General features: G+C 67.6%; 25 protein-coding genes and 3 pseudogenes. 18 read left to right on the forward strand and 10 right to left on the reverse strand.

Annotation, left to right across the window (positions count from 1 at the left end; all coding sequences use genetic code 11):
* Positions 1–110: 110 nt before the first annotated feature.
* Complete coding sequence (locus tag E5671_RS43330) at positions 111–605, reverse strand: hypothetical protein (RefSeq protein WP_160509676.1); 495 nt, start codon at positions 603–605, stop codon at positions 111–113.
* A gap of 218 nt (positions 606–823) precedes the next feature.
* On the opposite strand from E5671_RS43330, the pseudogene thrS reads away from it, so the two are divergent.
* A pseudogene (thrS, locus tag E5671_RS43335) lies at positions 824–2,056 on the forward strand (threonine--tRNA ligase); the annotation flags it as partial.
* A 28-nt stretch (positions 2,057–2,084) separates the two neighbouring features.
* Here the strand turns inward: thrS and E5671_RS43340 are convergent.
* Entirely contained in the window at positions 2,085–2,675 is a 591-nt protein-coding gene (locus tag E5671_RS43340) for a DUF6461 domain-containing protein (protein WP_160509678.1), read from the reverse strand.
* A 333-nt stretch (positions 2,676–3,008) separates the two neighbouring features.
* Positions 3,009–3,965: an alpha/beta fold hydrolase gene (locus tag E5671_RS43345; protein WP_336606011.1), complete on the reverse strand. Its 957-nt coding sequence runs from the start codon at positions 3,963–3,965 to the stop codon at positions 3,009–3,011.
* Positions 3,966–4,187: 222 nt separating this feature from the next.
* Here E5671_RS43345 and E5671_RS43350 point away from each other — a divergent pair, with 222 nt between their 5' ends.
* The gene (locus E5671_RS43350; protein WP_160509679.1) at positions 4,188–4,760 is read left to right on the forward strand and encodes a helix-turn-helix domain-containing protein; all 573 of its coding nucleotides are present in this window, start codon (positions 4,188–4,190) and stop codon (positions 4,758–4,760) included.
* Positions 4,761–4,812: 52 nt separating this feature from the next.
* On the opposite strand, the gene E5671_RS43355 is transcribed toward E5671_RS43350, so the two are convergent.
* Positions 4,813–5,388: a CGNR zinc finger domain-containing protein gene (locus tag E5671_RS43355; protein ID WP_160509680.1), complete on the reverse strand. Its 576-nt coding sequence runs from the start codon at positions 5,386–5,388 to the stop codon at positions 4,813–4,815.
* 193 nt (positions 5,389–5,581) lie between these two features.
* On the opposite strand from E5671_RS43355, the gene E5671_RS43360 reads away from it, so the two are divergent.
* Positions 5,582–6,811, forward strand: a complete 1,230-nt coding sequence (locus tag E5671_RS43360; protein WP_202121485.1) for an epoxide hydrolase family protein — start codon at positions 5,582–5,584, stop codon at positions 6,809–6,811.
* 89 nt (positions 6,812–6,900) lie between these two features.
* A pseudogene (locus tag E5671_RS43365) lies at positions 6,901–7,403 on the forward strand (transposase); the annotation flags it as partial.
* Positions 7,404–7,909: 506 nt separating this feature from the next.
* Here E5671_RS43365 and E5671_RS43370 read toward each other — a convergent pair.
* Positions 7,910–8,209 carry a hypothetical protein gene (locus tag E5671_RS43370; RefSeq protein ID WP_160509681.1) on the reverse strand — a complete coding sequence of 100 codons (300 nt, stop codon included), beginning with the start codon at positions 8,207–8,209 and terminating at the stop codon, positions 7,910–7,912.
* Between the two features lie 87 nt (positions 8,210–8,296).
* Complete coding sequence (locus E5671_RS43375; RefSeq protein ID WP_160509682.1) at positions 8,297–8,770, reverse strand: hypothetical protein; 474 nt, start codon at positions 8,768–8,770, stop codon at positions 8,297–8,299.
* Between the two features lie 170 nt (positions 8,771–8,940).
* On the opposite strand from E5671_RS43375, the gene E5671_RS43380 reads away from it, so the two are divergent.
* Positions 8,941–9,399, forward strand: a complete 459-nt coding sequence (locus E5671_RS43380) for an ATP-binding protein (protein ID WP_160509683.1) — start codon at positions 8,941–8,943, stop codon at positions 9,397–9,399.
* A 239-nt stretch (positions 9,400–9,638) separates the two neighbouring features.
* On the opposite strand, the gene E5671_RS43385 is transcribed toward E5671_RS43380, so the two are convergent.
* Complete coding sequence (locus E5671_RS43385; protein WP_160509684.1) at positions 9,639–10,076, reverse strand: hypothetical protein; 438 nt, start codon at positions 10,074–10,076, stop codon at positions 9,639–9,641.
* A gap of 397 nt (positions 10,077–10,473) precedes the next feature.
* On the opposite strand from E5671_RS43385, the gene E5671_RS43390 reads away from it, so the two are divergent.
* The 7 genes from E5671_RS43390 (at position 10,474) to E5671_RS43420 (ending at position 14,612) form a co-directional block, all read left to right on the forward strand.
* The gene (locus E5671_RS43390) at positions 10,474–10,908 is read left to right on the forward strand and encodes a DUF2690 domain-containing protein (RefSeq protein ID WP_160509685.1); all 435 of its coding nucleotides are present in this window, start codon (positions 10,474–10,476) and stop codon (positions 10,906–10,908) included.
* Positions 10,908–11,306, forward strand: coding sequence for a hypothetical protein (locus E5671_RS43395; RefSeq protein ID WP_160509686.1), 399 nt, complete (start codon positions 10,908–10,910; stop codon positions 11,304–11,306). The genes E5671_RS43390 and E5671_RS43395 overlap by 1 nt, the downstream gene beginning before the upstream one ends.
* Positions 11,294–12,298: a peptidoglycan-binding domain-containing protein gene (locus tag E5671_RS43400; protein ID WP_336606012.1), complete on the forward strand. Its 1,005-nt coding sequence runs from the start codon at positions 11,294–11,296 to the stop codon at positions 12,296–12,298. Before E5671_RS43395 ends, E5671_RS43400 begins: the two co-directional genes overlap by 13 nt.
* Before the next feature lie 34 nt (positions 12,299–12,332).
* Positions 12,333–12,740: a hypothetical protein gene (locus E5671_RS43405; RefSeq protein ID WP_160509687.1), complete on the forward strand. Its 408-nt coding sequence runs from the start codon at positions 12,333–12,335 to the stop codon at positions 12,738–12,740.
* The gene (locus E5671_RS43410) at positions 12,737–13,123 is read left to right on the forward strand and encodes a hypothetical protein (protein WP_160509688.1); all 387 of its coding nucleotides are present in this window, start codon (positions 12,737–12,739) and stop codon (positions 13,121–13,123) included. Before E5671_RS43405 ends, E5671_RS43410 begins: the two co-directional genes overlap by 4 nt.
* A gap of 31 nt (positions 13,124–13,154) precedes the next feature.
* Complete coding sequence (locus tag E5671_RS43415) at positions 13,155–13,559, forward strand: hypothetical protein (RefSeq protein ID WP_160509689.1); 405 nt, start codon at positions 13,155–13,157, stop codon at positions 13,557–13,559.
* Between the two features lie 351 nt (positions 13,560–13,910).
* Positions 13,911–14,612: a response regulator gene (locus E5671_RS43420; RefSeq protein WP_160509690.1), complete on the forward strand. Its 702-nt coding sequence runs from the start codon at positions 13,911–13,913 to the stop codon at positions 14,610–14,612.
* Positions 14,613–14,660: 48 nt separating this feature from the next.
* Here the strand turns inward: E5671_RS43420 and E5671_RS43425 are convergent, their stop codons facing one another.
* Positions 14,661–15,125, reverse strand: a complete 465-nt coding sequence (locus tag E5671_RS43425) for a hypothetical protein (protein ID WP_237330965.1) — start codon at positions 15,123–15,125, stop codon at positions 14,661–14,663.
* A gap of 480 nt (positions 15,126–15,605) precedes the next feature.
* Here E5671_RS43425 and E5671_RS43430 point away from each other — a divergent pair, with 480 nt between their 5' ends.
* The gene (locus tag E5671_RS43430) at positions 15,606–16,802 is read left to right on the forward strand and encodes a sensor histidine kinase (protein WP_160509692.1); all 1,197 of its coding nucleotides are present in this window, start codon (positions 15,606–15,608) and stop codon (positions 16,800–16,802) included.
* A gap of 106 nt (positions 16,803–16,908) precedes the next feature.
* Here the strand turns inward: E5671_RS43430 and E5671_RS43435 are convergent, their stop codons facing one another.
* Entirely contained in the window at positions 16,909–17,331 is a 423-nt protein-coding gene (locus E5671_RS43435; RefSeq protein ID WP_160509693.1) for a VOC family protein, read from the reverse strand.
* A gap of 397 nt (positions 17,332–17,728) precedes the next feature.
* Here E5671_RS43435 and E5671_RS46675 point away from each other — a divergent pair, with 397 nt between their 5' ends.
* The 5 genes and pseudogenes from E5671_RS46675 (at position 17,729) to E5671_RS47845 (ending at position 20,920) form a co-directional block, all read left to right on the forward strand.
* Entirely contained in the window at positions 17,729–17,911 is a 183-nt protein-coding gene (locus E5671_RS46675; RefSeq protein WP_237330376.1) for a hypothetical protein, read from the forward strand.
* A gap of 175 nt (positions 17,912–18,086) precedes the next feature.
* Positions 18,087–18,284 (forward strand): hypothetical protein, encoded by a 198-nt coding sequence (locus tag E5671_RS46680; RefSeq protein ID WP_237330377.1) that lies wholly within the window; start codon positions 18,087–18,089, stop codon positions 18,282–18,284.
* A 473-nt stretch (positions 18,285–18,757) separates the two neighbouring features.
* A complete protein-coding gene (locus E5671_RS43445; RefSeq protein ID WP_160510806.1) occupies positions 18,758–19,591 on the forward strand; it encodes a PIG-L family deacetylase in 834 nt (277 codons plus the stop codon).
* Positions 19,592–20,125: 534 nt separating this feature from the next.
* Positions 20,126–20,518 (forward strand): annotated as a pseudogene (locus E5671_RS43450) (GNAT family N-acetyltransferase); the annotation flags it as partial.
* Between the two features lie 24 nt (positions 20,519–20,542).
* On the forward strand, positions 20,543–20,920 hold the full coding sequence (locus E5671_RS47845; RefSeq protein ID WP_443032815.1) for a hypothetical protein: 378 nt from the start codon (positions 20,543–20,545) through the stop codon (positions 20,918–20,920).
* A 426-nt stretch (positions 20,921–21,346) separates the two neighbouring features.
* On the opposite strand, the gene E5671_RS43460 is transcribed toward E5671_RS47845, so the two are convergent.
* Entirely contained in the window at positions 21,347–22,276 is a 930-nt protein-coding gene (locus E5671_RS43460) for an ADP-ribosylglycohydrolase family protein (protein WP_160509694.1), read from the reverse strand.
* Positions 22,277–22,430: the final 154 nt, after the last annotated feature.

The raw sequence follows: 22,430 nt of genomic DNA on the forward strand, positions 1-22,430 counted from the left end.
AGGACAGGACACGAATGGCCGGTGCCCGCACACCCGCATCGGCGTGCGGGCACCGGCACGCGGCGCCACGCCTTGGGACTTGAAGTGGTTGGCGGTCTATGAGGCTGAAGTCAGATCCGTCCATGCGTCAGCCGAGTCAGCGGTCCGCCCTGGATCTTCGCTGTCCGGCGCCCGGCGGTGAAGGAAAGTCCGGCCACACTGACCACACCTGCGGCGGCACCTGCGGCAATGGCCTTGCGGTTCTTCACCAGGGTCCAGCCGGCGACTGCCGTTGAAGCGACCTTGCCGGTGGCCGATGCGACCGTCTTGCCGCCACTCTCGATACCCGCGGCCGCCGCCTGCTTCGCACGCTGTGTCGCGACACCGAAGGAACGCGCACCAGTACCGGCGGCGTCGGCCGCCTCCTCGGCGGATCCCTTGGCCTTTTCGGCAGCTTCAGCCGACTCCTGCTTGGCCTCAGCCGATTCCTGCTTGGCCTTCTGTGCGGTGGTGTTCACCTTGCGCGCCCCTGTATTCGCAGTGGACCGCCCCTTGGCGGCTGCCGTCTTCGTGCTCTGCCGAGTTTTTCCGGCGTTGTCATCAGAGGTTCTTCTCTCGTCAGCCATGCAGTCCGTGTTGCCACACAACGCCATGTGAAACGCGTGGCATGAAATGACGGTGTGGACATCGCCAGGGCCTGCTAACGTCTCGCGCATGAAGCGCGCTGCTATGACGACGACGCCAGAGAGTGTCCCGGCGCGCTGACAGATGATCTGATCCGAAGCCCCGGGGCGAGTGCCCCGGGGCTTCGCCTTGCGGTCACTCGCCCGATGTCCGCGAGGAGACCGCCATGCATGACCACCGCAAGCTCGGCCGGGAACTGGGCCTGTTCGACACCGACCCGCTGATCGGCGCGGGTCTGCCGTACTGGCTGCCCGACGGCGCAGCAGTACGGCACACCCTGGAGGAGTACATCCGCGCCGCCGAGCGGCGAGCGGGCTACCGCCACGTGTACTCACCGGTCCTCGGCAAGCGGGAGCTGTACGAGATCTCGGGGCACTGGGCGCACTACAGCGACGACATGTTCCCCCCGATGGACCTCGGAGGAGAGCAGGTCGTGCTGCGGCCGAGCCTGTGTCCTCATCACGCGGTGATCTACCGCTCCCGCTCCCACAGCTACCGCGAACTGCCCCTGCGCATGGCTGAGTTGGGAGGCATGTACCGCTCCGAACTCTCCGGCGTGCTCGGTGGGCTGACCCGGGTGCGGGCCATCCAGCTCAACGACGCGCACATCTTCTGCACCTTGGACCAGGTCGCCGATGAGGCGCAGGGCGCGCTGGAGATGATCCGCCGGGCGTACGAGGCGCTCGGCATCACCCCGACCCGCTACCGGCTCTCCCTCCCGGGCTCCGGAGGCAAGTACGTTGCCGCCCCCGAGAAGTGGCAACGGTCCACCGCCATGCTGACCGAGGTCCTCGACCGCTCCGGTCTGCCCTACGACGCGGCCGAGGGCGAGGCCGCGTTCTACGGCCCCAAGATCGACGTCCAGGTCACCGACGGCGCCGGCCGGGAGTCCACCCTCTCCACCGTCCAGGTCGACTTCCACCAGCCCGAGCAGTTCGATCTGCACTACATCGGCGCGGACGGCGCCAAACACCGCCCGGTCATGGTCCACCGCAGCATCATCGGCAGTGTGGAGCGAGCCGTTGCCCATCTCATCGAACAGCACGGCGGCGCCTTCCCCGCCTGGCTCGCCCCCACTCAACTGGTGATCCTCCCGATCTCCGACACCGAACTGCCGCACGCGGCGGCCCTCGCTCGGCGATGCGCCACCCTCGGGCTGCGAGCCGAGATCGCAGGACCCGATCGCGGCACTCTGGGCGCCCGTATCCGAGAGGCCCGCGTGGTTCCCTACCAAGCCGTCATCGGCGCCAAGGAAGCTGCTGACGACCATGTCGCACTGCGTCTGCGTGACGGACGCCGACTCGACCCGCAGCCGGTCAGTGAGGTACTCACCCACATCAGTGCACTCGTCGATGCCCACAGCACCGACTTGTGGGGCAACACTGCTGCATAGCCGGCGGTGCGATGAGCGCCTGACCGAATTAGTAGGCGGCTCGGGGGCGGCCGCCGGTCCAGGGGCCCCCGAAGTCGGCTGCGGTGAGGGTGACACCGGTCAGGACACGTACGGCGAGGATGAGGCAGCCTTCGGGCTCTTCGGTGTCGGCTTCGCCGGTGGGTTCACAGTCATCGGAGGCGTCGAAGCCGGCCGCGGTGAGGGAGCCGACGACGGGGTGGCTGGTGTCCACGCTGCCGGAGGGGCCGTCGAAGTAGCCGCCGGACAGTTCGAGGCGGCCGAGGATGGCGCCGTCGTGGGCGATGGTGGCCGCCTTCGTGTCGGGGTCGCGGTAGGCGCTGATGGCGGTGTGGCCTTCGGCGGCGAGGGTGCGTAGGACATCGTCATCGAAGCCGATCCAGCTTTCGAATTCGATGGTGAGGGTCCAGCCGCCGGGCATTTCACGGCCGAGGATGAAGGCACCTTCACCCTGGCGCTCTTGGAGGAAGTCTGCGGCTTGGTTCAGGCCCTCGGGACAGGGGAGGGGGCTGGCGACGCCCATGAGGTGGAGGGCTTCGATGAGTGGGCGGGGGGCGAGGGTTACGCACCAGCCTTCGCCGAACATCTCGTCCAAGTCCACGTGTGGGGCTTTCTTGTCGGGGTCCGGGGGGGGGACCTCGGGGTCTGCGGGGTCTGCGGCCATTGTGTCTAGATGGCTGAGCCCAAAGGGTAGGCGGCCCAGATGAGATGAGATGAGGTGAGGTGAGGTGAGGGAGTTCAAGGACCGGTCGTGCCGCCCTCGCCCCGCCTGGCACGAACACTCCAGCAGCCGCGACTGGCGCAAGCGTCACTGACCCGGCCGACCCTCCTCGGCGTAGCGGGCCAGCCCCGGGGTCCAGGCCGACCGACTGTGTCGTATCCAGACTGTCCACCTTGGACCACAGCGGCCATTTAGGCATGGTGTGGCCGGCCGTCACGGGGCGGCGGTGAACCTGAGGATCTCGCGCGCCACGGCGTCGGGGTTCTCTTCAGCGAGCCAGTGCCCCGACTTCGGGATCTCGACCGCGCGCGTGACGTTGCGCAGCATCGGCGTCAGGGTCGGCCGGGTGGCGGCGAGCGAACCGGTCGCCGTGAGGAGGAGGGTGGGGGTGTGCGTGGGCGGTGCGGCGGCGTTGTCACGTTCGTCCTTGTCCAGGCTTCGGTAGAGCTCGAATCCCGCGTGCCGCGCGTCCGGTCGGCTGTAGGTGCGGACGTACTCGTCGGTCTCCGCCTCGGTGAAGGGGGGCTCGGTCCTCGTGCCGCCGAAAGCCGTTCCGCCATAGGCGACTTGGGTGGAGAACGCCGTGACGTACTCGCGCATGTCGTTCCGGTCGTCGACGAGCTTTTCGGGGATCGCCTGCTGGCTGTTGAAGGCCATGTGCCAGGAGAACGTCCGGAACTGGGCAGCGGGGAGCTTCCGCCCGGGGAGCGGATAATCCATGTGCACGTAGGAGTTGACCTGGCGGGGGAACTGCGAGACGTACTGGGCCCCGACTCCGGCGCCCAGGTCGTGTGCCACCAGGTCGAATTTGTCGAGTCCGATGCGATCACGCAGCAGTCCGTGGACGTAGCGGGCCAGCGTCTTCTTGTCGAAGCTCGCCGGGTTTCCCTTGCTGTCGCCGAGGCCGGGAAGGTCGAGCGCGTAGACGGTGTGATGCCGGGCGAGCGCAGGCATGATCTTTCGCCACTGGTACCAGGTCTGCGGCCAGCCGTGCAGCAGCACCAGCGCCGGACCCTTGCCGCCCGTGACGTAGTGCATGCGCACGTCGCGAACCTTCGCGAATTTGTGCTTGAACGTCGCGTTGAGCACCGCGTCGTGCTTCGTTGCGGCTTCGTCGAGCGCGTGCCACTCGACAGAGCTGCCCCACGGCGAGTGAGAAGGCGAGTGCACCTGTTTGGAGGATCAGGCGTCGGCGGCCGGGACGCCTCGTGCTTCGAGTGAGTGTCATGGTGCGATCTTCAAAGAGACCCTTGCGAAACTGCACCCCCTTTTGCAGACTTGCAAAAAGCATGTCAGGAGCCCGGAGCGGCGTCGCGAGGATCTGAGCGGACTCGTGTGGGGCCCCGGCGCCTGGGCGGGGGGCCTGGTGAATCAGAGTGGAAGTGTCGGCCGGTGACGGAAGATCAGGCGGTACTGCAGAACGTCGGCCCGAGGCTGCGGGGCTTCCGCAAGGCCCTTGGCCTGACGCTCGCCACTCTGGCGGAGCGCACAGGGCTCACGCAGAGCACCATCTCGCGGCTCGAACGCGGACACATCCGCCCGACTCTGGAACAGCTCCTGCCCCTTGCCCGCGCCTACGCGGTGCCGCTCGACGAACTCGTGGCCGCGCCGTCCACCGGCGACCCGCGGGTCCACTTGCGCCCTTTTCACAAGGACGGGCTGACCTTCGTGCCGCTGGGCGTGAAGACGGGTGGCATGCGCGCGTACAAGGTGATCTACCCGCCGATGTCGAGACTCCCGGCACCGCGATTCCACATGCATCCTGGCCGGGAGTGGTTCTACGTGCTCCACGGGACGGTTCAACTCGTCCTGACCGACACCCGGACGGAACTGACGGCGGGTGAAGCCGCGGAGTTCGACACAGCCGCCCCGCACTGGATCGGCAACGCCCGGGACGACATACCGGCGGAGACCATCGCCATCTACGGGCAGCAAGGCGAGCGAGTGCACGTCACCGACGTCTGACACGCCCGCCCGGCGTGCCGCCCCGAATTTCGCAGGCTAAGTAGAGCAGCAACTACTTTGCTGATCCGGGGCTTTCGTGCTTGTAGGCATTGAAGCGCGCCTTCTTCTGACGATTCCCGCATGTGTTCATTTCGCACCATTTGCGGGTGCGGCTTTGGCTGGTGTCGAAGAAGGCTGCTTGGCAGGTTGGCGACGCGCACAAGGCCAATTTTCCGTCTCGTTCGCCTGTGATGATGCTGATCGCGTCGGCGGCGATGACGCCTAGGGCGTCCTCCACGGAGGAAGCCGAGCTGAGTCGCCACTGCCGATTGCCCTCGGGCGTCAAGATGGCCGCGGCCCGACCTTGAGTGCTGCAGTCATTGATGATCTGGACAGCGAAAGCAGGGAGAGGGTCTCGGCGCGCGGCCGCTGTCGCGGCGGCGTGAATTGATTCCCTCAGCTCCCGAGCGCGTTCGAGCTGGGCGGGGGTGCAGGACTCCACGGCGAGGCCACTCACCGCTAGCCAGTCGACGAGTCGGTCCGGCGTGGGGATGCGCTCCACTGGGTCGCCCTGACGCTCCGACAGGGTCCCGGTGAAGCTGGTCGCCAGCACCTTGCCGAGACGGAAGTCAGGGAACCGAGCATTCATGGAACCACCTTAGCTGGTTGCGCGCCAGCATCGAAGCCTGTTAGAACCGTCTTAGCCGGTTCCAGTAGGTCCCCGGCCGGTTCCACCGATGACCAGGAGGTCTCATGACCACACACCGGTGCGTCACCGACGCTGCGAACGCCATCGATCGAGGCGTTGTCACCACGTCAGCTCACCCCGGCGGGGGCATCTCATGAACCGTCAAACCAACGACGCGCAAGCAGACGCGCAAGAAGGCGTGCAAACAGAGGTGCATGCCGAGGTGCAAGCATTCGAAGCCCACGCAACCGACACTGACCTCGACGACCTGCGCGCCCGACTGGCCGCAGCACGGCTGCCGGAAGCTGAGACGGTCTATCGCGCCGGCCCCGACCCGCGCCGATGGGATCAGGGCGTTCCTCTCGCCGACCTCGTCGACGTCGTGAACTACTGGCGCACCGAGTACAACTGGCGGTCATTCGAAACGCGCCTCAACCAGATCGGCCAGTTCCGCACCACCATTGACGATCTGGGAATCCACTTCCTGCACCGCCGATCCACCCGCGCAGACGCCACCCCTCTGATCTTGACGCACGGTTGGCCAGGCAGCATTGCTGAATTCACCCACGTAATAGACGAACTGGCAGATCCGAAAAACGCAGACGCGCCGGCGTTCCACGTCGTAGCCCCGTCGCTGCCAGGTTTTGGTTACAGCGACAAACCGGCCACTACCGGGTGGGGAACGGAAAAGATCGCGGCAGCCTGGGTGGAACTGATGGGTAGGCTCGGCTACAGCAAGTTTGTAGCCCACGGCGGCGACTGGGGAGGTGTGATCACCACGGTCCTCGGCGGCAGGTTCCCGGAGCACGTTCTCGGCATCCATACGACGACCGCGCAGGCGCCGCCCGGATTGACAACGGACGGGCTGACGGTGGACGAGCGCAAATGGACCGAGGAAACCCGCGATTTCTGGCGCCACCACGCGGCGTACGCGAAGCAGCAGGCGACCCGACCGCAGACCATCGGGTACTCGCTCGTCGACTCACCAGTCGGGCTTCTCGCCTGGATCCTTGACAAGTTCGCTGAGTGGACGGACACCGAAGACAGCCCGTTCGAGAGGATTTCCAGAGACCGCGTCCTTGACGACGTCACCCTGTACTGGCTGACGCGAACAGGCGCATCGGCAGCCCGCATCTACTACGAAAGCCACGACTCGCTCGACCCCGGACTTCGGGTCGACGTCCCGTCAGCAATCACCGTGTATCCCCGCGACGTCGAAAAGTGTCCGCGCGCCTGGGCACAGGAGCGGTTCCGACAGATCGTCCGTTGGAACTCGCCCAAAACCGGCGGACACTTCCCGTCGCTGGAGGTTCCCGAGTATTTCGTCAAGGATCTACAAGAGGGCCTCACGGCAGTGCTGGCCGCTAGCGGTAGATGGTCATGACGTGGGGCACAGCTACCCCTTGCTAAGGGCTGCCCCACAATGATCGGGAACCGAGCACAAGCTGTTTGAAGGATTGGTGGCGTGCTCAGCTCCTCGCGCTCCAGCCCAGGCGCAGGTTCGCGAAGGGCCCCGTGCTCATCGTGGACGGGACACTGGTCCCCACCCGCGACCACAGCATCGCCGAGCAAGTCCAAGAACCATCGCTATTCCACCAACCACCAGGTCGTCATCAACGCCGACTCCCGTCTGGTCGTCGTGGTCGGCGAACCCCTGCCTGGCAACCGCAACGACTGCAAGTGCGTGGGAGGAATCCGGAGCGAAGGCAGCCGTGGCCGAGACCCTGACGATGGCCGACGGCGGCTATCCCGGCACCGGACTCCTCCTGCCCCACCGACGCACCCCGGGCGAGGAGTTGCCCGGCTGGAAGCGGGAGCACAACCGCTCGCACAAACAGGTCCGCCCCCGCGGTGAGCACGTCTTCGCCCGCATGAAGACCTGGAAGATCCTCCGCGACTGCCGCCTCAAGGGCGACGGCGTCCACCACGCCATGCTCGGCATCGCCCGCCTGCACAACCTCAACCTCGCCGGATAGAGGGCCTCCGCGCCCAAGATCCTTTTGAGGGACCCTTAGTACGGGGAGGTACCTGTTCGTGCGACACCGGATGAGGCCTGCGGCTGGGCCCTGATGCCACCTCTCTGCGTCAGGATCAGCAACGCCGCCCCAACGGCTACACGCTCGGTGCAACGCAAAACGGCCCGCACTCCTGGCGATTTCATGCCGAGGGTGCGGGCCCGTCGTGGTCAGCTTCGCGAGCTGATACGGCCGCGCATGGCATGCACGCTGGTGATGGCTGCAGCCATCCAGAAGCACGCCCCAGACACCGCAATCTGAGCAGGTGCGTGAAGGAGCAGAGCCAGAACACACACGACGGCAAAGACGATGACGCCGCAGGCTATCGACGTGGTGTCACGCCAGGCGGGTGTCGTAGGTCTGCCTACGAAAAACAGGACCCCGATAGACAGGAGCACCATCAGGGCTCCGCTGTAGATGAGCCACGAGCTGCTCAAAGCCATTCTCCGATCGCGTTGCTGTTGTTACTACTTGCAGTGTCCACCGGAGTACTGGCCCGGGAGGAATATCCCAGCCGCGAACTTGACCTTGATGCACTTCTTGGCGTTCTTCGCCTTGAGCGCCGTCGTGGTGATGACCGCGGCGTACGCACCCCAGTAGATGTTCAGACCCGGCGGGAGGAACCCCGAGACCGCACCGGACGGAGCGCCATCCGTAGACCTGCATCGTGCCGCGGCACACCGGCCGGTGCTCCATGGGACCAAGCTCTGCCCACTGCTCATCGAGGTGCTGCGGCCGGTCAGCCGTGGGTACCAGGTAGAGGTCACCGGCGCGGCGTGCCACGGACGAACTCGGGTTCTGGCACCCCCTTCTGACGCCAGAAGCTGCGGCCGCAGCATGAGTTGGTGAGCGAGTCACTGTTCATCTAGGGGTGGCTGCCGGGCGAGGAACTCCTCGAACGCCGCCTTCTGCTTCGGATCCATGAAACCTTGGCGGACACCGCGGGCCTGCTCTTGGAGCCAGTGCGCCTCGCCGGGGTCCATTAGCTCGGCGACCACCACGCCTCCGCGAGCGACCGCCGTGCGGCCTCCCACGCGACGACGAAAGAGCGTGAACGCGCCGAATTCAACTGGGTGGGCCAGTTCCGGCGCTTCCGCATCAGCCCGGCTCTCGTCACTGGCGTCACCCTTGGGGCGGGCAGCGGGGGCCCAGTGCTCCCAGAGCGCCAGCGTGGCCGCGGGCACGAGCACCGCGCGCTCTGCCTCTTCACGCCCCTCCCACATGAACGTGACAGTGACGGGCTCGCCGACCACCTCGGCCAGCCCGAGCACCCTCTCCATCTCATCGTTGATCGGGTAACCCGCCACCACATCTATCTGAATTCCCATGGTGCCTGAGGCTACTGGCTGCCTCCGACAAGCCAATCTCCACTGCCACGGGGGAGGGGCCGTGAAGGGGCGGGGCGGGAGGTGGTTCTGTGCGTACCCGAACCTTAGAAAATGGCGATGTGGGTAGCTGGACTGCATCGCGCAGTGCTGCTGGAAGCAAGGCGGACCGTATGGATCAGACGACAGGACGAAGTGCACTGTTCAGCGGGTTGCTGTCGGTTTCAGAGGTGTACGAGGGCAGCGAGGAGATCGCCTCGGCACGGTCTCTGGCCCGAACGTTCCTGACAGATGTGCAAACCGTTCATGGGCTTCCCGTGTCCGGCCGCGCAATGGGCATGGTCCAGCTGGTGGTCAGCGAGTTGGTGACCAACGTCATCAGATACGCGCCTGGGCCCTGTCTGCTGACACTGGAGGTTCAGGGCGGCGCAGTTGAGGTCACCGTGTGGGACAGCAGCACCGCCCTCCCCGCAGTCCTGGCGCCGGATGCAGGCAGGATCGGCCAGCACGGGCTGGAGATCGTGATGGCTGTTTGCCAGAGCTTCCAGGTGCACCGGGAACCGGTGGGCAAGCGGATCACCGCGGCAGTCGGTCTTGCCGACGCCCCAGGCGGCGACAGGGTCGGCCACTAGCTATGACCGGCGGCGCTCGGTCAGGCGCCGGGCTCCATCGGGCAGGAGGGCCCTTGCAGGGGCCAGACGCTGACGCTGCTGGCAGCCGCACCCCTCAGGCATGTCGCATGCCTCCCACGCCCACGCCTCCCACGCCCATCAACACCGAAACACCGAAACACCGAAGGGCCCGGCGCATCGTGGCCGCCACCCGCAGAAGGCGACGCTCAGCTGCCCTCGGGCCCTTGGGGCACGGCAGTTCAGCCGCAGTTGCCGCTGATCCACTTGTGTGAGGCGACCTTGTAGGTGTTCTGCAGGTAGCCGCTCTTCTGCTGACGGGTGCAGCCGACCCGGTTCTTGTAGTCGGCGTTGAGGTAGTAGGCGACCCCTGAGGCGTTGGACGTGCCGTTGTTCCACACGTAGTACACGTTGCGGGTCTTCGCCCAGGAGCACTGGAGGACGCCCGTGGACCAGTTGACGTCCGCCACCGGCCAACTGCAGCGCTTCCAGTCGCTGTTGTAGAAGCAGACGTCGCCCTTGTCGCAGCTGATGGCCCTCGGGCTGCCGTCCCGGGTCTGGATGACCTTGCTGGTAGATATGGAAGACGTCGTGTCCGCGGCGCCGGCCGAGGGCAGGAAGGCCACCCCGGTGAGGGCAGCTGCTGAGGTGATGACGGCGGCTCGTTTGGTGAGAGACATGCCGGTTCTCCATTCGGAGTTGGGGCTCGGGACTGGTGCTGGAACTGGTGCTGGAGCTGGTGCTGGTCTACGACACCAAAAGCTACGGACGTGAGCCGGTCGGGCGCGTCAACTGGAGGGTTGAAGCGCCGCTCCACCCAGTGGGGCAGCAGGTAAACCCTGGCGGTAGCGCACGTCCGTGCCGCGGCTGAGCGGACGTGCCCGAGGCGCGGTGCGTCGTCAGTCCAGGGGTTGAGGTATGCCTCAACCCCTGGTTGGCGAGCGGGTGTTGGGCACCGCGGTGGGTGTGGTCGAACTTCAACCGTCGGTTGGACGCTCCGTTGCCGGACCGCTGCTTTGCTTCTCGCGTTTCCCATCCGTCCCGGCAACGCGCCGGGCGACGTGAAGGAGCTTCGCCATGAAAAGGTCCCTGCGCCGTGCCGCAGGGGGCGCGACCGCGTCCCTGTCCCTGGCTCTCGTCCTGGCCGGCGTGAACGCATCGCCCGCGGCGGCGACCGCCAGCTGTTACGGCGCCTCCTGCAACGGTCTGAACCCGGCGAAGACCACCTGCGCGAACGACGCGCGGACGGTCAAGAAGGGCCCTTTCATCGACATGGAGCTGCGTTACAGCCCTTCATGCAGGTCGGCTTGGGCTCGTATCGGCGGCCATGCGCCCCGTGGCATCAAGCTGACGATCAGGAACACCAAGGGCAACGTGTACTCGGGCAACATCGCAGCCAGTGGCGGCGGCTACTTCAGCGTGATGGTGAACGACAAGGACATCAAGGCGTGGGCGTGCGGAAGCTGGTACGCGAACGGGAGCGACCAGCACGAATGCACGGACAGCTACTGATGCCCGCTGTGCGTACGGCGCTTGGCGCGGCCGCCGCACTGCTCTGCGGGGTGGCTCTCGGGACCGGCCCGTCGCCCGCCTCCGCCTCCGCCGCTGATGCGCAGGCCGGTGCCGGTGCCGGTGCCGGCACCGGTGCGGGCTGCGGCTACCCGTACGTCTGCTTCTACATCGGCGAGACGGAGTCCGGCCGGTTCAAGGACATCACCTCCGGCTGGCAGCTCCTGGGTCCCAGCAAGGGCGCCGAGTACGCCGTCAACACCCGCCGCGACGACGGCGCGAAACTGCACTTCACCAACGGGAGGACCCGGTGCGTAGCGCCCGGCGAGAGCAAGTTGCTGGTTCCGATCGGGACCGTGGACAAGATTCGCATCATGGACTCGCCGCAGTGCCGCCCCTGAGGGGCCGCCCGCGCAGTGGTGTGCGCCTGTGTCTGGCCGTTGCGGCAGGGCTCGCGCTGGTCATGGGGGCGTCCACAGGGGCGAGCGCGTACGAGCGGGCCGCCTATCCCACCCAGTCCGCGGGCAACCGAGGAACCGATGTGCTGGCCCTGCAGCACCTGGTGGCGGCGGGCGGCCAGCCCACCACGGCCGACGGCGTGTTCGGCTCCACCACCGTGCAGGCCGTCAAGCGCTTCCAGCAGGCACACAGCCTGGCCGCCGACGGCATCGTGGGTCCCGCGACCTGGGCGGCGCTGGCCAGGACGGTCAAGGAAGGCTCCTCGGGGCCCGCGGTGCGTGCGCTGCAGAGCGCACTCAACGCCAAGACCGGTGCCGGGCTCTCCGTGGACGGCGTGTTCGGGCCGGCGGTACGTACCGCGGTTCAGCGTTTCCAGACCAAGGCGGGCCTGACGGCGGACGGTGTCGTCGGACCGCAGACCTGGAAGAACCTGCTGTGGCACTACGAGAAGCTCGACTTCGCGACCGGCAACCTCTGCGACCAGAACCCGGACGGCAACACCTCCGCGAACTGGGGCACCGCCGCAGCCGTCGCCCAGGTCGAAGCGGCAGCGAAGGCCTTCGGAGCCACGGGGCAGGGCAAGGTGCCCGTCGGTGATCTGAGCTGGGAGCTGGGCGGGGACATTCCCGGTCACGCCAGCCACGAGCAGGGCCTGGACGCCGACCTGTGGCCTGTCCGTACCGACAACGCCCAGTGCACCGCGGGACGTATCACCTGGAGGTCGGCGGCCTACGACCGGGCCGCCACCAGGCGCCTGGTGCAGGAGATACGCAAGGCCGCCCCCGGCCACGTGAAGGTCGTCTACTTCAACGACCCCCAGCTGATCTCCGAGGGGCTGACCGTCTCGTATCCCAACCACGACAACCACCTGCATGTCCGCTACTGCGAAGCCGTGCACAACAACCCGGACCCGGACGCCGACTACACCTGCTGACCGCAGCCGGCCGCATCACGAAGGAGGTCACGTCATGAAGGGCACGAAGACACTCAGACGCACAGCACTCGCCGGGGCCGTCTCCCTGGCCTGTGTCGTGGGCCTGGCCGACCCGGCGGCGGCAAGCTCCGCCAACCTCTCCGGCTGGGTCAAGTCGACCACCACGTACTACAAGACCAAGCGGACGATCACGGCCGGCGGCTCCCACATCTATCTGCGCATCAACCGGGTTCCGGCCGACATGGTCGTCTTCTGGTACAAGTGCGGCGACAAGAGCGTGCGCGGCAGGAACGTGCACTTCTACCCGGGCGACGACGGCAAGCGCAAGCTGATCGGCTCCGACTTCCGGGCAGGAACGGTGTTCTGCCTGGGCGACGCGGGCGACATCAGCGAGAGCGGCGCCGCCTGGAGCGGAAGCCTCAACTGGAACGTGTACTCGTGAGGCGGGCCGTCCACATCAAAGCCGCCGCCACCGCACTGGCCGGCGCCGCGGCCTTCTGCCTCCTCAAGCCCGCGCCCGCCGTCGCCTCGACCGCGTACGGCTGCGACTGGCCCAAGGTCTGCTTCTACCTGACCGGCGACGACTGGTCGCGCAGGGCGCCGACGGCCGGCTACGAGGACATCACGCGTCACTTCCAGGAGCTGGGCCCGCGCAGCAAGGGAGCCGACTGGGTCTTCAACTCCCGTAACGACGACCGGGCGTTGATCCGGTACACGTTCGGCGGCAGGACCGGTGAGGTCTGCCTCGGGCCGAACAAGTCCCTCTCGCTCGGAGCCCACACCACCGTGACCCACATCAAGATCGAGGACTCCCGCGCGTGCTGAGCGCGGGCCCCACAAGGAGAGGCAGGACGCTGTGCTGAAGAGCAGAAGAATCGCCGCCGCCGTGATCGCGGGGGCCGCCGCCGCGGCCGGCCTGGTTCCGCTGACCGCCACACCGGCGGCCGCGGATTCCAGGGACGGCTGCCAGTGGCCCTATGTCTGCTTCTATCTGACCAAGAGCGACTACAACAACAACCGGCCCACCGCCGCCTACAAGGACGTCACCGAGAACTTCCAGGCGCTGGGCTCACGCAGCCGTGGAGCGGACTACATCGTCAACACCCGCAATGACGACCGGGTCCGGGTGCGCTTCCTGAACGGCGGCGACACCTACACCATGTGCCTGCCTCCCAATGTGGCCTCGGCGCGCCTGCCCGCCGACGTCGTCGTGACGGCTGTGAAAATCGAGCCACAGTCCACTTGCCCCCCGGGTCCGTAGGGAGCGGTGCTTGGAGAGGAGCCTGCAGTGGTGCGGGGCGGGCGGCCCGGAAACGGGCTGCCCGCCCCGCACCATGTCCCTCCGTCCCCCCCGATCCGTGGCAGTTGCGGGCCCTCCCAGTTGCGGGCGGCGGCCACAGGGCGGTGACGCCGTTTCGGCCAAAAATCGCCCAGGTTGCGCAACGTGCTTGAACAGCCTGTGCCGGCGCGTGAGGATCTGCTGCGACGCGACCACCGTCTGGGCGGGGCGTGAAGGGGGCGGGTGCACGCTGCCACCTTCGTGACCAACGCCGCGCCAAAACCGGTGGTCGCCGCCAGCGGGTTGGAACAAGACGGGGGCGGGGGCTCATCTGTGACCAGCGTGCTTATTGTCGATGACCAACATCTGATCCGGACAGGTGTAGCCGCGATTCTGCGGACGTCACCGGACTTCTCGGCGGTCACGGAAGCGGCAGACGGGGAAGAAGCCGTCGCCATGGCGGCGGAACACCGCCCCGACGTCATCCTCATGGACATCCGGCTGCCGGGCTGCAGCGGTATCGACGCGGCCGAACGCATCCTCGCCCTGAGCCTGACGCCGCAGCCGCGCATCATCATCCTCACGACGTTCGACGTGGACGAGTACGTCTACGCCGCCCTGCGCGTCGGCGCTTCCGGCTTCCTGCTCAAGCACTCCTCGCCGGAGCGCCTCCTGGCCGCGATCTCCCTCATCGCCTCGGGCGACATACTGTTCGACCCGTCGGTGACGCGTCGGCTCATCGAAGCGTACGTACCGCGGCACTGCGGACCGCGCCCACAGGCGGCGGTCCTCCAGCAGCTCACCGCCCGTGAGGTCGAAGTGCTGCGGCTCGTGGGCCGGGGCCTGACCAATGACGAGATCGCCGTGGCGCTCGTCGTGTCCGAGGCCACCGTCAAGTCGCATCTGCACCGAGCGATGACCAAACTCGCGCTGCGCAGCAGGGCGCAGGCGGTCGTTCTCGCCTACGAGGCAGGGCTCATGGGGCAATTGCCGCGCCGGACGGGCGAGGTCGGCGAGGTCGAGGCCGTCGGCTAGGCGCGCTCGCCGCCATGGCCGGCGCGCCCGCCGTCACCGCTGGCGCGGTCAGCAGCCGCCGCAGTTGTAGTAGGTGACGTCCCAGTGGTTGCTCTCGCGGGCATAGATGTTGCCGGAGCCCGACTTGTACTGCTTGGCGCCGTCCCCGCGGTCCGCGATGCGGGTGAAGTTGCGGGTGATGTAGTTCGACACACAGGTCGTCGGGCTGAAGTCCAGCTTGTAGCCGTTCCAGTGGCTGTAGGTGCCGCTCGCGTGGCCGACCTCCGTGCCGCCGGTGATGGTCAGCGCGCAGCCGCTGGCGCTGTCGAGGGTGACGGCGCCCCGGGCGGTGTTGAGGTTGAGCTGCTCGAACGAGGTGCAGTTCGGGCGCTGACGGTCGGAACAGCCGCCGCTGGACGTCCACTTGATGCCTGCGGCACGAAAGCGGTTCGTCGCGTCGGCGTGACTTATCTTGGTCACCGCCGCGGCTCGTTCCCCGGAGGCCGCGGCACCGCTTGCCGACGACGCGGACATGGCTGACGCGGGCACGACCGCCGCCGTGAGCAGACCCAGGGTGCCCAGCGTCGCGTACAGGGGGCGCTTGAACGGGTTCATGCGGGGTTCCTCTCGGAGGGTGGTGTGAGGCGGGGCGGTGCTCGGGGGGACAGGCGCGCTGTGCGGTGCGTGCGTCACCGGCAGGGGCACTCGCGTGCTCTGCTGTGTCGTGGTGACTCCTGCCCCGCTGAGCACCGAGGCACGCGGCGCATCCTGCGCCGCGAGGAGCACGCTACGGTTCGGCATCCGTCCCGTACATCGCATGGCCGACTGACATCCACCTACCACTCAGGTTCAGCCGGGCCCTCGTCTCCACCCGAGGGTGTAGAGCACCGTCAACCCGCGACGGAGGGACGCGGCGGCCCGGCACCCGCTGCGCAGTGCTGCTGCTCCGTCCCACCCGCACCAGGTCCTGCCGAATCAGGGGCTGTGACGGCACGGTTCGTTTAACCTGCAGCAATGCGGGCGGGAAATGAGCGAGCTCGGCAGTACGCCGTCGATCTGGGCATCGCCGTGGCTGTCCTGGCCATCACGCTGGTATACGCGGTGACCCACCACGCGCCGCGGTGGCCGGACTTCGACTCCACAGCCGTCGTGCTCACCGTGGCCGTCAATCTGCCCTTGGCGCTGCGCCGCCGGATGCCCTGGACGGTCCTGCTGGTCACCAGCGCCGCCCTGGCCGCCTACACGGCCGCCGGATACCAGCCGACCGTCAACGTCTGGTCGCCGATGCTGGCCTTCCTCACCGTCGCCTCCGTGGACCCGCCCCGCAAGGCGGCGCCCGGCGCGGCCCTCGCCACCGCCGTATGGATCCACCACGCCCTCAGCGCGGGCACGTCTTCCATGTGGCTGGCCGTCGTGGAGACCCTGGCGTTCGTCACCATCGTCTGGGGCATCGGCTACAACCAGCGCCGTCTGCGGCAGAGCAACCGGCGCCTCGTGCGGCTCACCGACCGGCTGCGACAGCAAGAAGGAGCTTTGGCCCGCCAGGCCGTGGCGGGGGAGAGGCTCCGCCTCGCCCGGGAACTCCACGATGTCGTGACCCATCATCTGTCGGTCGTGTCCCTGCACAGCGGACTCGCCCGCCTCGTATGCGACAAGGACCCCCGGCAGACCCGCGACGCCCTGAGCACCATCGAGGCCTCCACCCACCGTGCCCTGGCCGACATGCGCGACCTGCTGCGCGTACTGCGCGTGCCGCCGGACGACGCTGATGCTCCCGGGGAGGCACAGGACGGTCGCACTGTGGGCCTGCAGGACGTCGCCGCGCTGGCCGCCTCGATGGACGCCGTCGGCCTGAACGTCACGACAACCGTCACCGGCACCCCGCGCCCCCTCATGCCGCACGCCGACCTGTGTGCCTACCGGATCGTCCAGGAGGCCCTGACCAACGTGCTGCGGCACGCAGGGGTCGGCACCCGTGTCGTCCTGTCGATCGACCACGGAACCGCCGGTCTCGCCGTCGCCGTCCGCGACGAAGGCGGCCCCCGCAAGGGCGCTCCCGCACCCGGGCGCGAGGAACTCCCGGGCGGGCGCTCGGGCGGGCGGGGTCTACAGGGTATGCGGGAGCGCGTCCGTCTGCACGACGGCGAATTCCACGCCGGCCCCCGCCAACCCAAGGGCTACGAGGTGGTGTTCACCCTGCCCCACCCCTAACGCGCCGACTCTGACGAGGACGGCGTTCGGGTACGCGGCGTCGCCCAGCCGTGAGGAGCTGCAAGAAGCCGAAGGCCCAAGCTCGGGCAGGAGACCCGGTCGCCGATCAGCGGCTCTGGGCGGTGATGTTGAACATCCAGCTGATCCCGAACTGGTCAATCAGCGAGCCCGCCTCGTCGCCCCACATCTGCTCTTCCAGAGGCAGCGTGACGGTGCCACCGACGGACAGCTTCTCGAAGTAGTCGCGAAGCCCCCGGTCGTCGCCGTCGAGGAAGATCGCGACATTATTGCCGGGCCGATAGGGCGGGTGGCCGGGCCTCTCATCGGGATGGTCCCATGCCATCAGCGTGTAACCGGCGGGAGTGTCCAAACGAGAGTGCATGACCTTGTCGGCGTTGGGCGAGTCCGGCGAGCCGAACGCCGCCACAGATCCCAACTCCAACTCGCCGCCGAAGACCTCCCGGTAAAACTCCATCGCCTGCCGTGCATTGCCGTTGAACGTGATGCACGGATTGACCTGAGACCCCACTTGACGCTCCTTCGTGATGGGTCATTCGGGCGGCTGTCTGATCGCCGCGAAGCCAAGTTACTGACGAATCACGACATCCTTCGTCACGATTTTTCGGTGTGCGAGTCCTGTCAACTTGACGGTGCATCAAGGGGCGTTGGCTGGCCGGAGGGCGTTAAGCCCGTTTTTGCTAGCGCACTCGTCCCGGTTGGGCGAGGAAGCCTTGGCGTACTCGTCCAGTGCCCGGACTGGCCTGCGGTCAGGACTGGTCCAAGGCCCGTTCGATCGCACGGCGGGCCCGGCCTGCGGCCGCCGGTCGTGCTGGAGGACGATCTCGAACAATGCCTGGTCGATATCGAACCCGCCGGGCAGTACGGACGCGGCCGCGCTCGCGGACACGCTGACGCCGGGGGCACCGTTGCTGCGACCGGCGCCCGATCACGGCGACGACGTGGACAACGTGACGACGCTGCCGGCCGAGCGTGAGCTCGCCCTGCACCGGCTGGCTGCCGAAGTCGTGGACGCCTGCCCACCCGCGAAGTCGGGCCGTTTCGCGTCACCGCGGTCCCTGCCGTCGATGGGCTGGGCGATCCGCAGCTGAACTGGGTGGTACAGGGCGAAGGGCAGCGGGTCTTCCACGGCGGCGACACGGTGTTCCACGGCTACTGGTGGCTCGTCGGGCGCCGGTTCAGCCCGTTCGACGCGGTGTTCCTGCCCGCCAACGGCGCGGTGGTCGACGCGCCGCACCTGCAGCCCCGCGCCCGCTGCCCGCCGCGATGGACCCGAGGCGGGCCGCCGCGGCCGCGGAGATCCTCGACGCCCGGTACGCAGTGCCGATGCACTACGAGGCGGAACAGCCGGACAAGATCGCGGGCTACGCCGAGGTCCTGGACCCGGAGGATGAGTTCCGCACCCACGCCGGACGGCGCGCACATGTGCTGGCCGTCGGGGAATGGCTGGACCTGGCCACATGACCGGAAACTCCGCTGCGCCAACAGCCGACGCCCGACCATGGCCAGAACCGCCGCAGTCCTTCCAGTTCCTAATCCGTGAACACCGGAGCGATCACCCGGCATCCGTGCACCCGCAGGGGGTCCCTTTAATCGCGGGCTGGTGAGGCGGGCACGGTGTGCCCCCGCAGCGGCGACGGGACAACGTGTCGATGTTGTCCGGCATTGGGGAGACACTGTCAGCAGGAGCCCGAAATGCCACACCATCCCTGAGACAGAACGGCAGTCTCATCCGACGCGTGGAAGACCAAGTGGCCGCGGCGGGAACAGCTGGTCCGGTCGGCGCTGTTGCATCGACCGGGGCACCGGCATCGGCATCGCTCGGCCGGGAAACGGATACCACAAGGTCATCCGCCCCGCTAGGAGTCGGGCCCCAAGGTCGCGGTACGCCCGCCGCGCACTGGGACCAGGACATATTGCTGCAGGAGGACTGTTTGATGACTGACCGGCCTTTGACACTCATGGCAGTACACGCCCACCCCGACGATGAGGCCACCGGAACCGGAGGGGTTCTAGCGCAGTATGCGGCTGAGGGCATCCGCACGGTTCTCGTGACGTGTACCGACGGCGGTTGCGGTGACGGACCGGGGGGTGTCAAGCCGGGCGATCCCGGACACGATCCGGCGGCCGTCGCCTTGATGCGCCGTCAAGAACTCAAGGAGAGCTGTGAGGTCCTGAAGATCAGCGATCTAGAGATGCTCGACTATGCCGACTCCGGGATGATGGGCTGGCCGAGCAACGACGCCCCCGGATCCTTCTGGCAGACCCCCGTGGAGGAAGGCGCCGCCCGGCTCGCCGAACTCATGCGGCACTACCGGCCCGATGTGGTCGTCACCTACGACGAGAATGGCTTCTACGGCCATCCCGACCACATCCAGGCCCACCGCATCACGATGGCGGCGCTGGAGATGACCGCGCTGACGCCGAAGGTGTATTGGACGACGATGCCCCGCTCGATGATGCAGCGGTTCGGGGAGATCATGCGCGAGTTCAATGAGGACATGCCGGAGCCGGATCCTGCCGAGGCCGCCGAGATGGCCGAGATCGGCCTCCCCGACGATGAAATCACCACGTGGGTGGACACCGTCGCGTTCAGCGGTCAGAAGTTCGATGCGCTGGCCGCGCACGCCAGCCAGGGCGAGAACATCTTCTTCCTCAAGATGGGCAAGGAGAGGTTCGGCGAGTTGATGGGCATGGAGACCTTCGTACGTGTCCAGGACGCCACCGGGGCGGCCGTACCCGAGAATGATCTCTTCTCCGGACTGCGCTAATCCGTCCGCCCGCTGTCCGACCGTGCGACCGACCGGGCCGCCCGGGCATGGCCCGGTTTCCCGCGAAACCGGGCCATCCGCACATCCCTGGGACCTATCGTCAGTCCCTGCCAGGCGCGGTTGTCGTGTCGTGGTGATGGTACTGGGCCGGTGGGCTGTTCCTGCAGAGTGGGATGATCAACGGCTGCGAAGGCGCTGCGGCTCGGCCGGCCGAGCCCGGAGCAAGAGATTCCCAGCGCCAAGAAGACCGGCAAGTTCGTGTTCACGCCCACGAAGGTCGTCGAAGGTAAGTCGGAGGACCTTGACGAACTCGGCGGGCCCGACAGCCCCGCCCTCCTTCGCGGGCCCCGCGACTTCCTCACGGCTGTGGACGCGGTGTCGGTGGTCGCCCCTGACTCCCCCCCCGAGACACGCTCCACCTGCGCGTACGGGGAGCCAGCTTCCCGGCAGCGGCGCGGGCGAGCTGAGGGTCGGTGTACCCCTCAACCTCGGCCGCCGTAGGCACCCACGTGAACCCGTACGAGCTACTGGGTGGTTGGGGCCACGGCCTACTGGGATCCGCGGCCGTGGCCGACCGGAGAGGGCCTGTGCGCGGTCGAGGTCGGTTACACCTGGCTTGCGGCGTCGGCTCAGGGCACGGGGACGAACACCGAGGCCAAGTACTTGTTGTTCAGGCACGCGTTCGAGAACTGGGGGGTAGCACGCCTCGACTTGAAGACGGACGCACGTAACAGCCGTTGTCGGGCGGCGATCGAAGGAGTGGGCGCCCGTTTCGAAGGCGTACTGCGGTACTGGTCCCGGTCGTGGGCTCCGGGCGAGGTCGGTTCGCTCCGTGACTCTGCGATCTTTTCCATCACCGCAGCGGAGTGGCCGGACTGCCGGGCCAGGCTGGAAAAGCGAATCGCTCGGGGCCTCGAACGCGGGTGACTGGGGCATGCCGTAGCGGATGGGATCCTCGGCAGTGCCTTCTACGAGCCCAGTACGCGCACCCGCATGTCGCACGAGTCCGCCATGCTGAGGCTGGGTGGACGGGCGACCGGCTTCGCCGACCCGTCGACGACGCGTGCGGGGGGCTTTTACCAGGAGACGCTCGGCGACATGGCGGTCATGCTGTCCCACCTCGGGGACTTGATCGTCTTCCGCCACCCTGAGACTGGCTCCGGCCACCTCTTCGCCTGGCAGGCGGTGTCCCGGTCCTCAATGCCGGGTGCGGGCACGGCGAGCGCCCCACCCAGGCATTGGCAGTCCTCTACACAGCGCGAGAGCGTCTGGGTGCGCTGGACGGCGCGACCTGGGTGCTCAGCGGATTCCTGTGATCCCGGTTGGTGAACTCATTGCTGCTGGGGCTGCGGCTCTTCGACACGGCTGCCGGGTCGAGCGGCAGAATTCCGTGGAAGATGCTCTGCCGCGCGCAGACATCCTCTACATGCACGCAATGTTTTGGCCCACGGGAGCTGCGGACCCGGTGTCCACGGACCGTGTACGCATGCCCCCGCGCCTACCGTGCCGACCTGGCGACCTTGAAGCGCGGCGCCCGCGCCGGCCTGCCTGTCGCGCGCCGGCCGACCATCGCGCCCAGGTCCGTCCTGTCCCCTTCAAGTGCCGGCCGGTGGAGGCGAGTTCGACCCGGACGGTCCCCCTCGGCAGACGCCTCGTCGATGCGGCCCTCCAGGAGATGCAGCGGCCGATGAAGCCGGAGTGCGGCGGTGCCCGCGCGGAATTCGTAGAAGGCGCCGTCGCGAAGCAGGTCTCTCTTCAACCCTCCAGGCGCTGTGCAAGGTGGAGCAGATCCGCCATGCGCAGCACCCGTCCGTCGAATCCTGGTAGGGGGACATGGAGCGGCTGGGTCCAGCGGGCAGGGATCGCATCCAGCCCGTAGTACGCCCCCGCGAGGCCTCCGGTCACCGCGGCGACGGTGTCCGTGTCACCGCCGAGGTCGATCGCCGCGCGTATCGCGTCTTCGAAGTTGGTGGTGGTGCGCAGGGCCCAGATGGCGGAGCCCAGGCAGGGCCAGACGGCACCGTTGAACTCGGTCGCCTGATCGGGATGCCAGTCGGGCGCGAGGACGGCGGCGTAACGGTCCCGGTGGTCGGGGTGGACGAGAGTCAGGACGACCGGGAGCGCGGTGAGGGGATCGGTGTCCTCGAGCGTGACGCGGATGAGTTCGTGGAAGATCGCTGTGCCTTCCCAAGCCGCGCGGTCGCCGTGGGTGAGGGCGGCGATGCGGCGGGCCGCGTCCATGGTGGCCTCTCGGCCGCCGGCTGCGAAGTGGACCGCGGAGGTCGATGCCCGCATCAGGGAGCCGTTTCCCGCGGCTCGTTGGTTGACCTGGAAATGGATCGCGGCGGCGAAGTCCCAGGGCATGCCGTTGGTCAGGACGTCTTCGGTCTGCAGGCCGATGTCTTTGGGTTCTGATGCTGCCCACCGCTGGAAGCGGGCGAAGATGTCCGGCAGATCCAGTCCGCCCCGCTCCAGCAGGGACTCCGCGACGAGGACGGCCATCTGCGTGTCGTCAGTGGCCTCGCCGGGATCCCAGCCACCGCCGCCGCACATCTCGCCACCGGCACCAGGCGCGGAAAACCGCGCGGAGAAGGCTCCCTGGGGACCGAACTCGAAAGGGCCGCCCAGGGCGTCACCCACCGCTGAGCCGACGACCGCGCCAGCGGCCCGCTGAATCCGCTTCATTCGCGCAGGTTATCCGTGCAGCGCCGACGGCCGCGCGGCCATATTCTTTCTTCGACTTCCCGAACCACCGGCGGGGAACGCGTCTCGCCTACGGACGTACGCCGCCTGAGACACCCTGGGTCTGAGACGCCCGCTGCGGCTGGTCGTCTTCATC

It is taken from the genome of Streptomyces sp. BA2, from assembly GCF_009769735.1.
Classification (GTDB): Bacteria; Actinomycetota; Actinomycetes; order Streptomycetales; family Streptomycetaceae; genus Streptomyces.

Excerpts from the sequence above, each read along its gene's own strand:
- E5671_RS43375 (WP_160509682.1), bottom strand. The coding sequence starts at position 8,770 with ATGGGAATTCAGATAGATGTGGTGGCGGGTTACCCGATCAACGATGAG.
- E5671_RS43445 (WP_160510806.1), top strand. The coding sequence starts at position 18,758 with ATGACTGACCGGCCTTTGACACTCATGGCAGTACACGCCCACCCCGAC.
- E5671_RS43360 (WP_202121485.1), top strand. The coding sequence starts at position 5,582 with ATGAACCGTCAAACCAACGACGCGCAAGCAGACGCGCAAGAAGGCGTG.
- E5671_RS43355 (WP_160509680.1), bottom strand. The coding sequence starts at position 5,388 with ATGAATGCTCGGTTCCCTGACTTCCGTCTCGGCAAGGTGCTGGCGACC.
- E5671_RS43430 (WP_160509692.1), top strand. The coding sequence starts at position 15,606 with ATGCGGGCGGGAAATGAGCGAGCTCGGCAGTACGCCGTCGATCTGGGC.
- E5671_RS43390 (WP_160509685.1), top strand. The coding sequence starts at position 10,474 with ATGAAAAGGTCCCTGCGCCGTGCCGCAGGGGGCGCGACCGCGTCCCTG.
- E5671_RS43385 (WP_160509684.1), bottom strand. The coding sequence starts at position 10,076 with ATGTCTCTCACCAAACGAGCCGCCGTCATCACCTCAGCAGCTGCCCTC.
- E5671_RS43380 (WP_160509683.1), top strand. The coding sequence starts at position 8,941 with ATGGATCAGACGACAGGACGAAGTGCACTGTTCAGCGGGTTGCTGTCG.
- E5671_RS43425 (WP_237330965.1), bottom strand. The coding sequence starts at position 15,125 with ATGTCCGCGTCGTCGGCAAGCGGTGCCGCGGCCTCCGGGGAACGAGCC.
- E5671_RS43395 (WP_160509686.1), top strand. The coding sequence starts at position 10,908 with ATGCCCGCTGTGCGTACGGCGCTTGGCGCGGCCGCCGCACTGCTCTGC.
- E5671_RS43460 (WP_160509694.1), bottom strand. The coding sequence starts at position 22,276 with ATGAAGCGGATTCAGCGGGCCGCTGGCGCGGTCGTCGGCTCAGCGGTG.
- E5671_RS43405 (WP_160509687.1), top strand. The coding sequence starts at position 12,333 with ATGAAGGGCACGAAGACACTCAGACGCACAGCACTCGCCGGGGCCGTC.
- E5671_RS43330 (WP_160509676.1), bottom strand. The coding sequence starts at position 605 with ATGGCTGACGAGAGAAGAACCTCTGATGACAACGCCGGAAAAACTCGG.
- E5671_RS46680 (WP_237330377.1), top strand. The coding sequence starts at position 18,087 with ATGGACCCGAGGCGGGCCGCCGCGGCCGCGGAGATCCTCGACGCCCGG.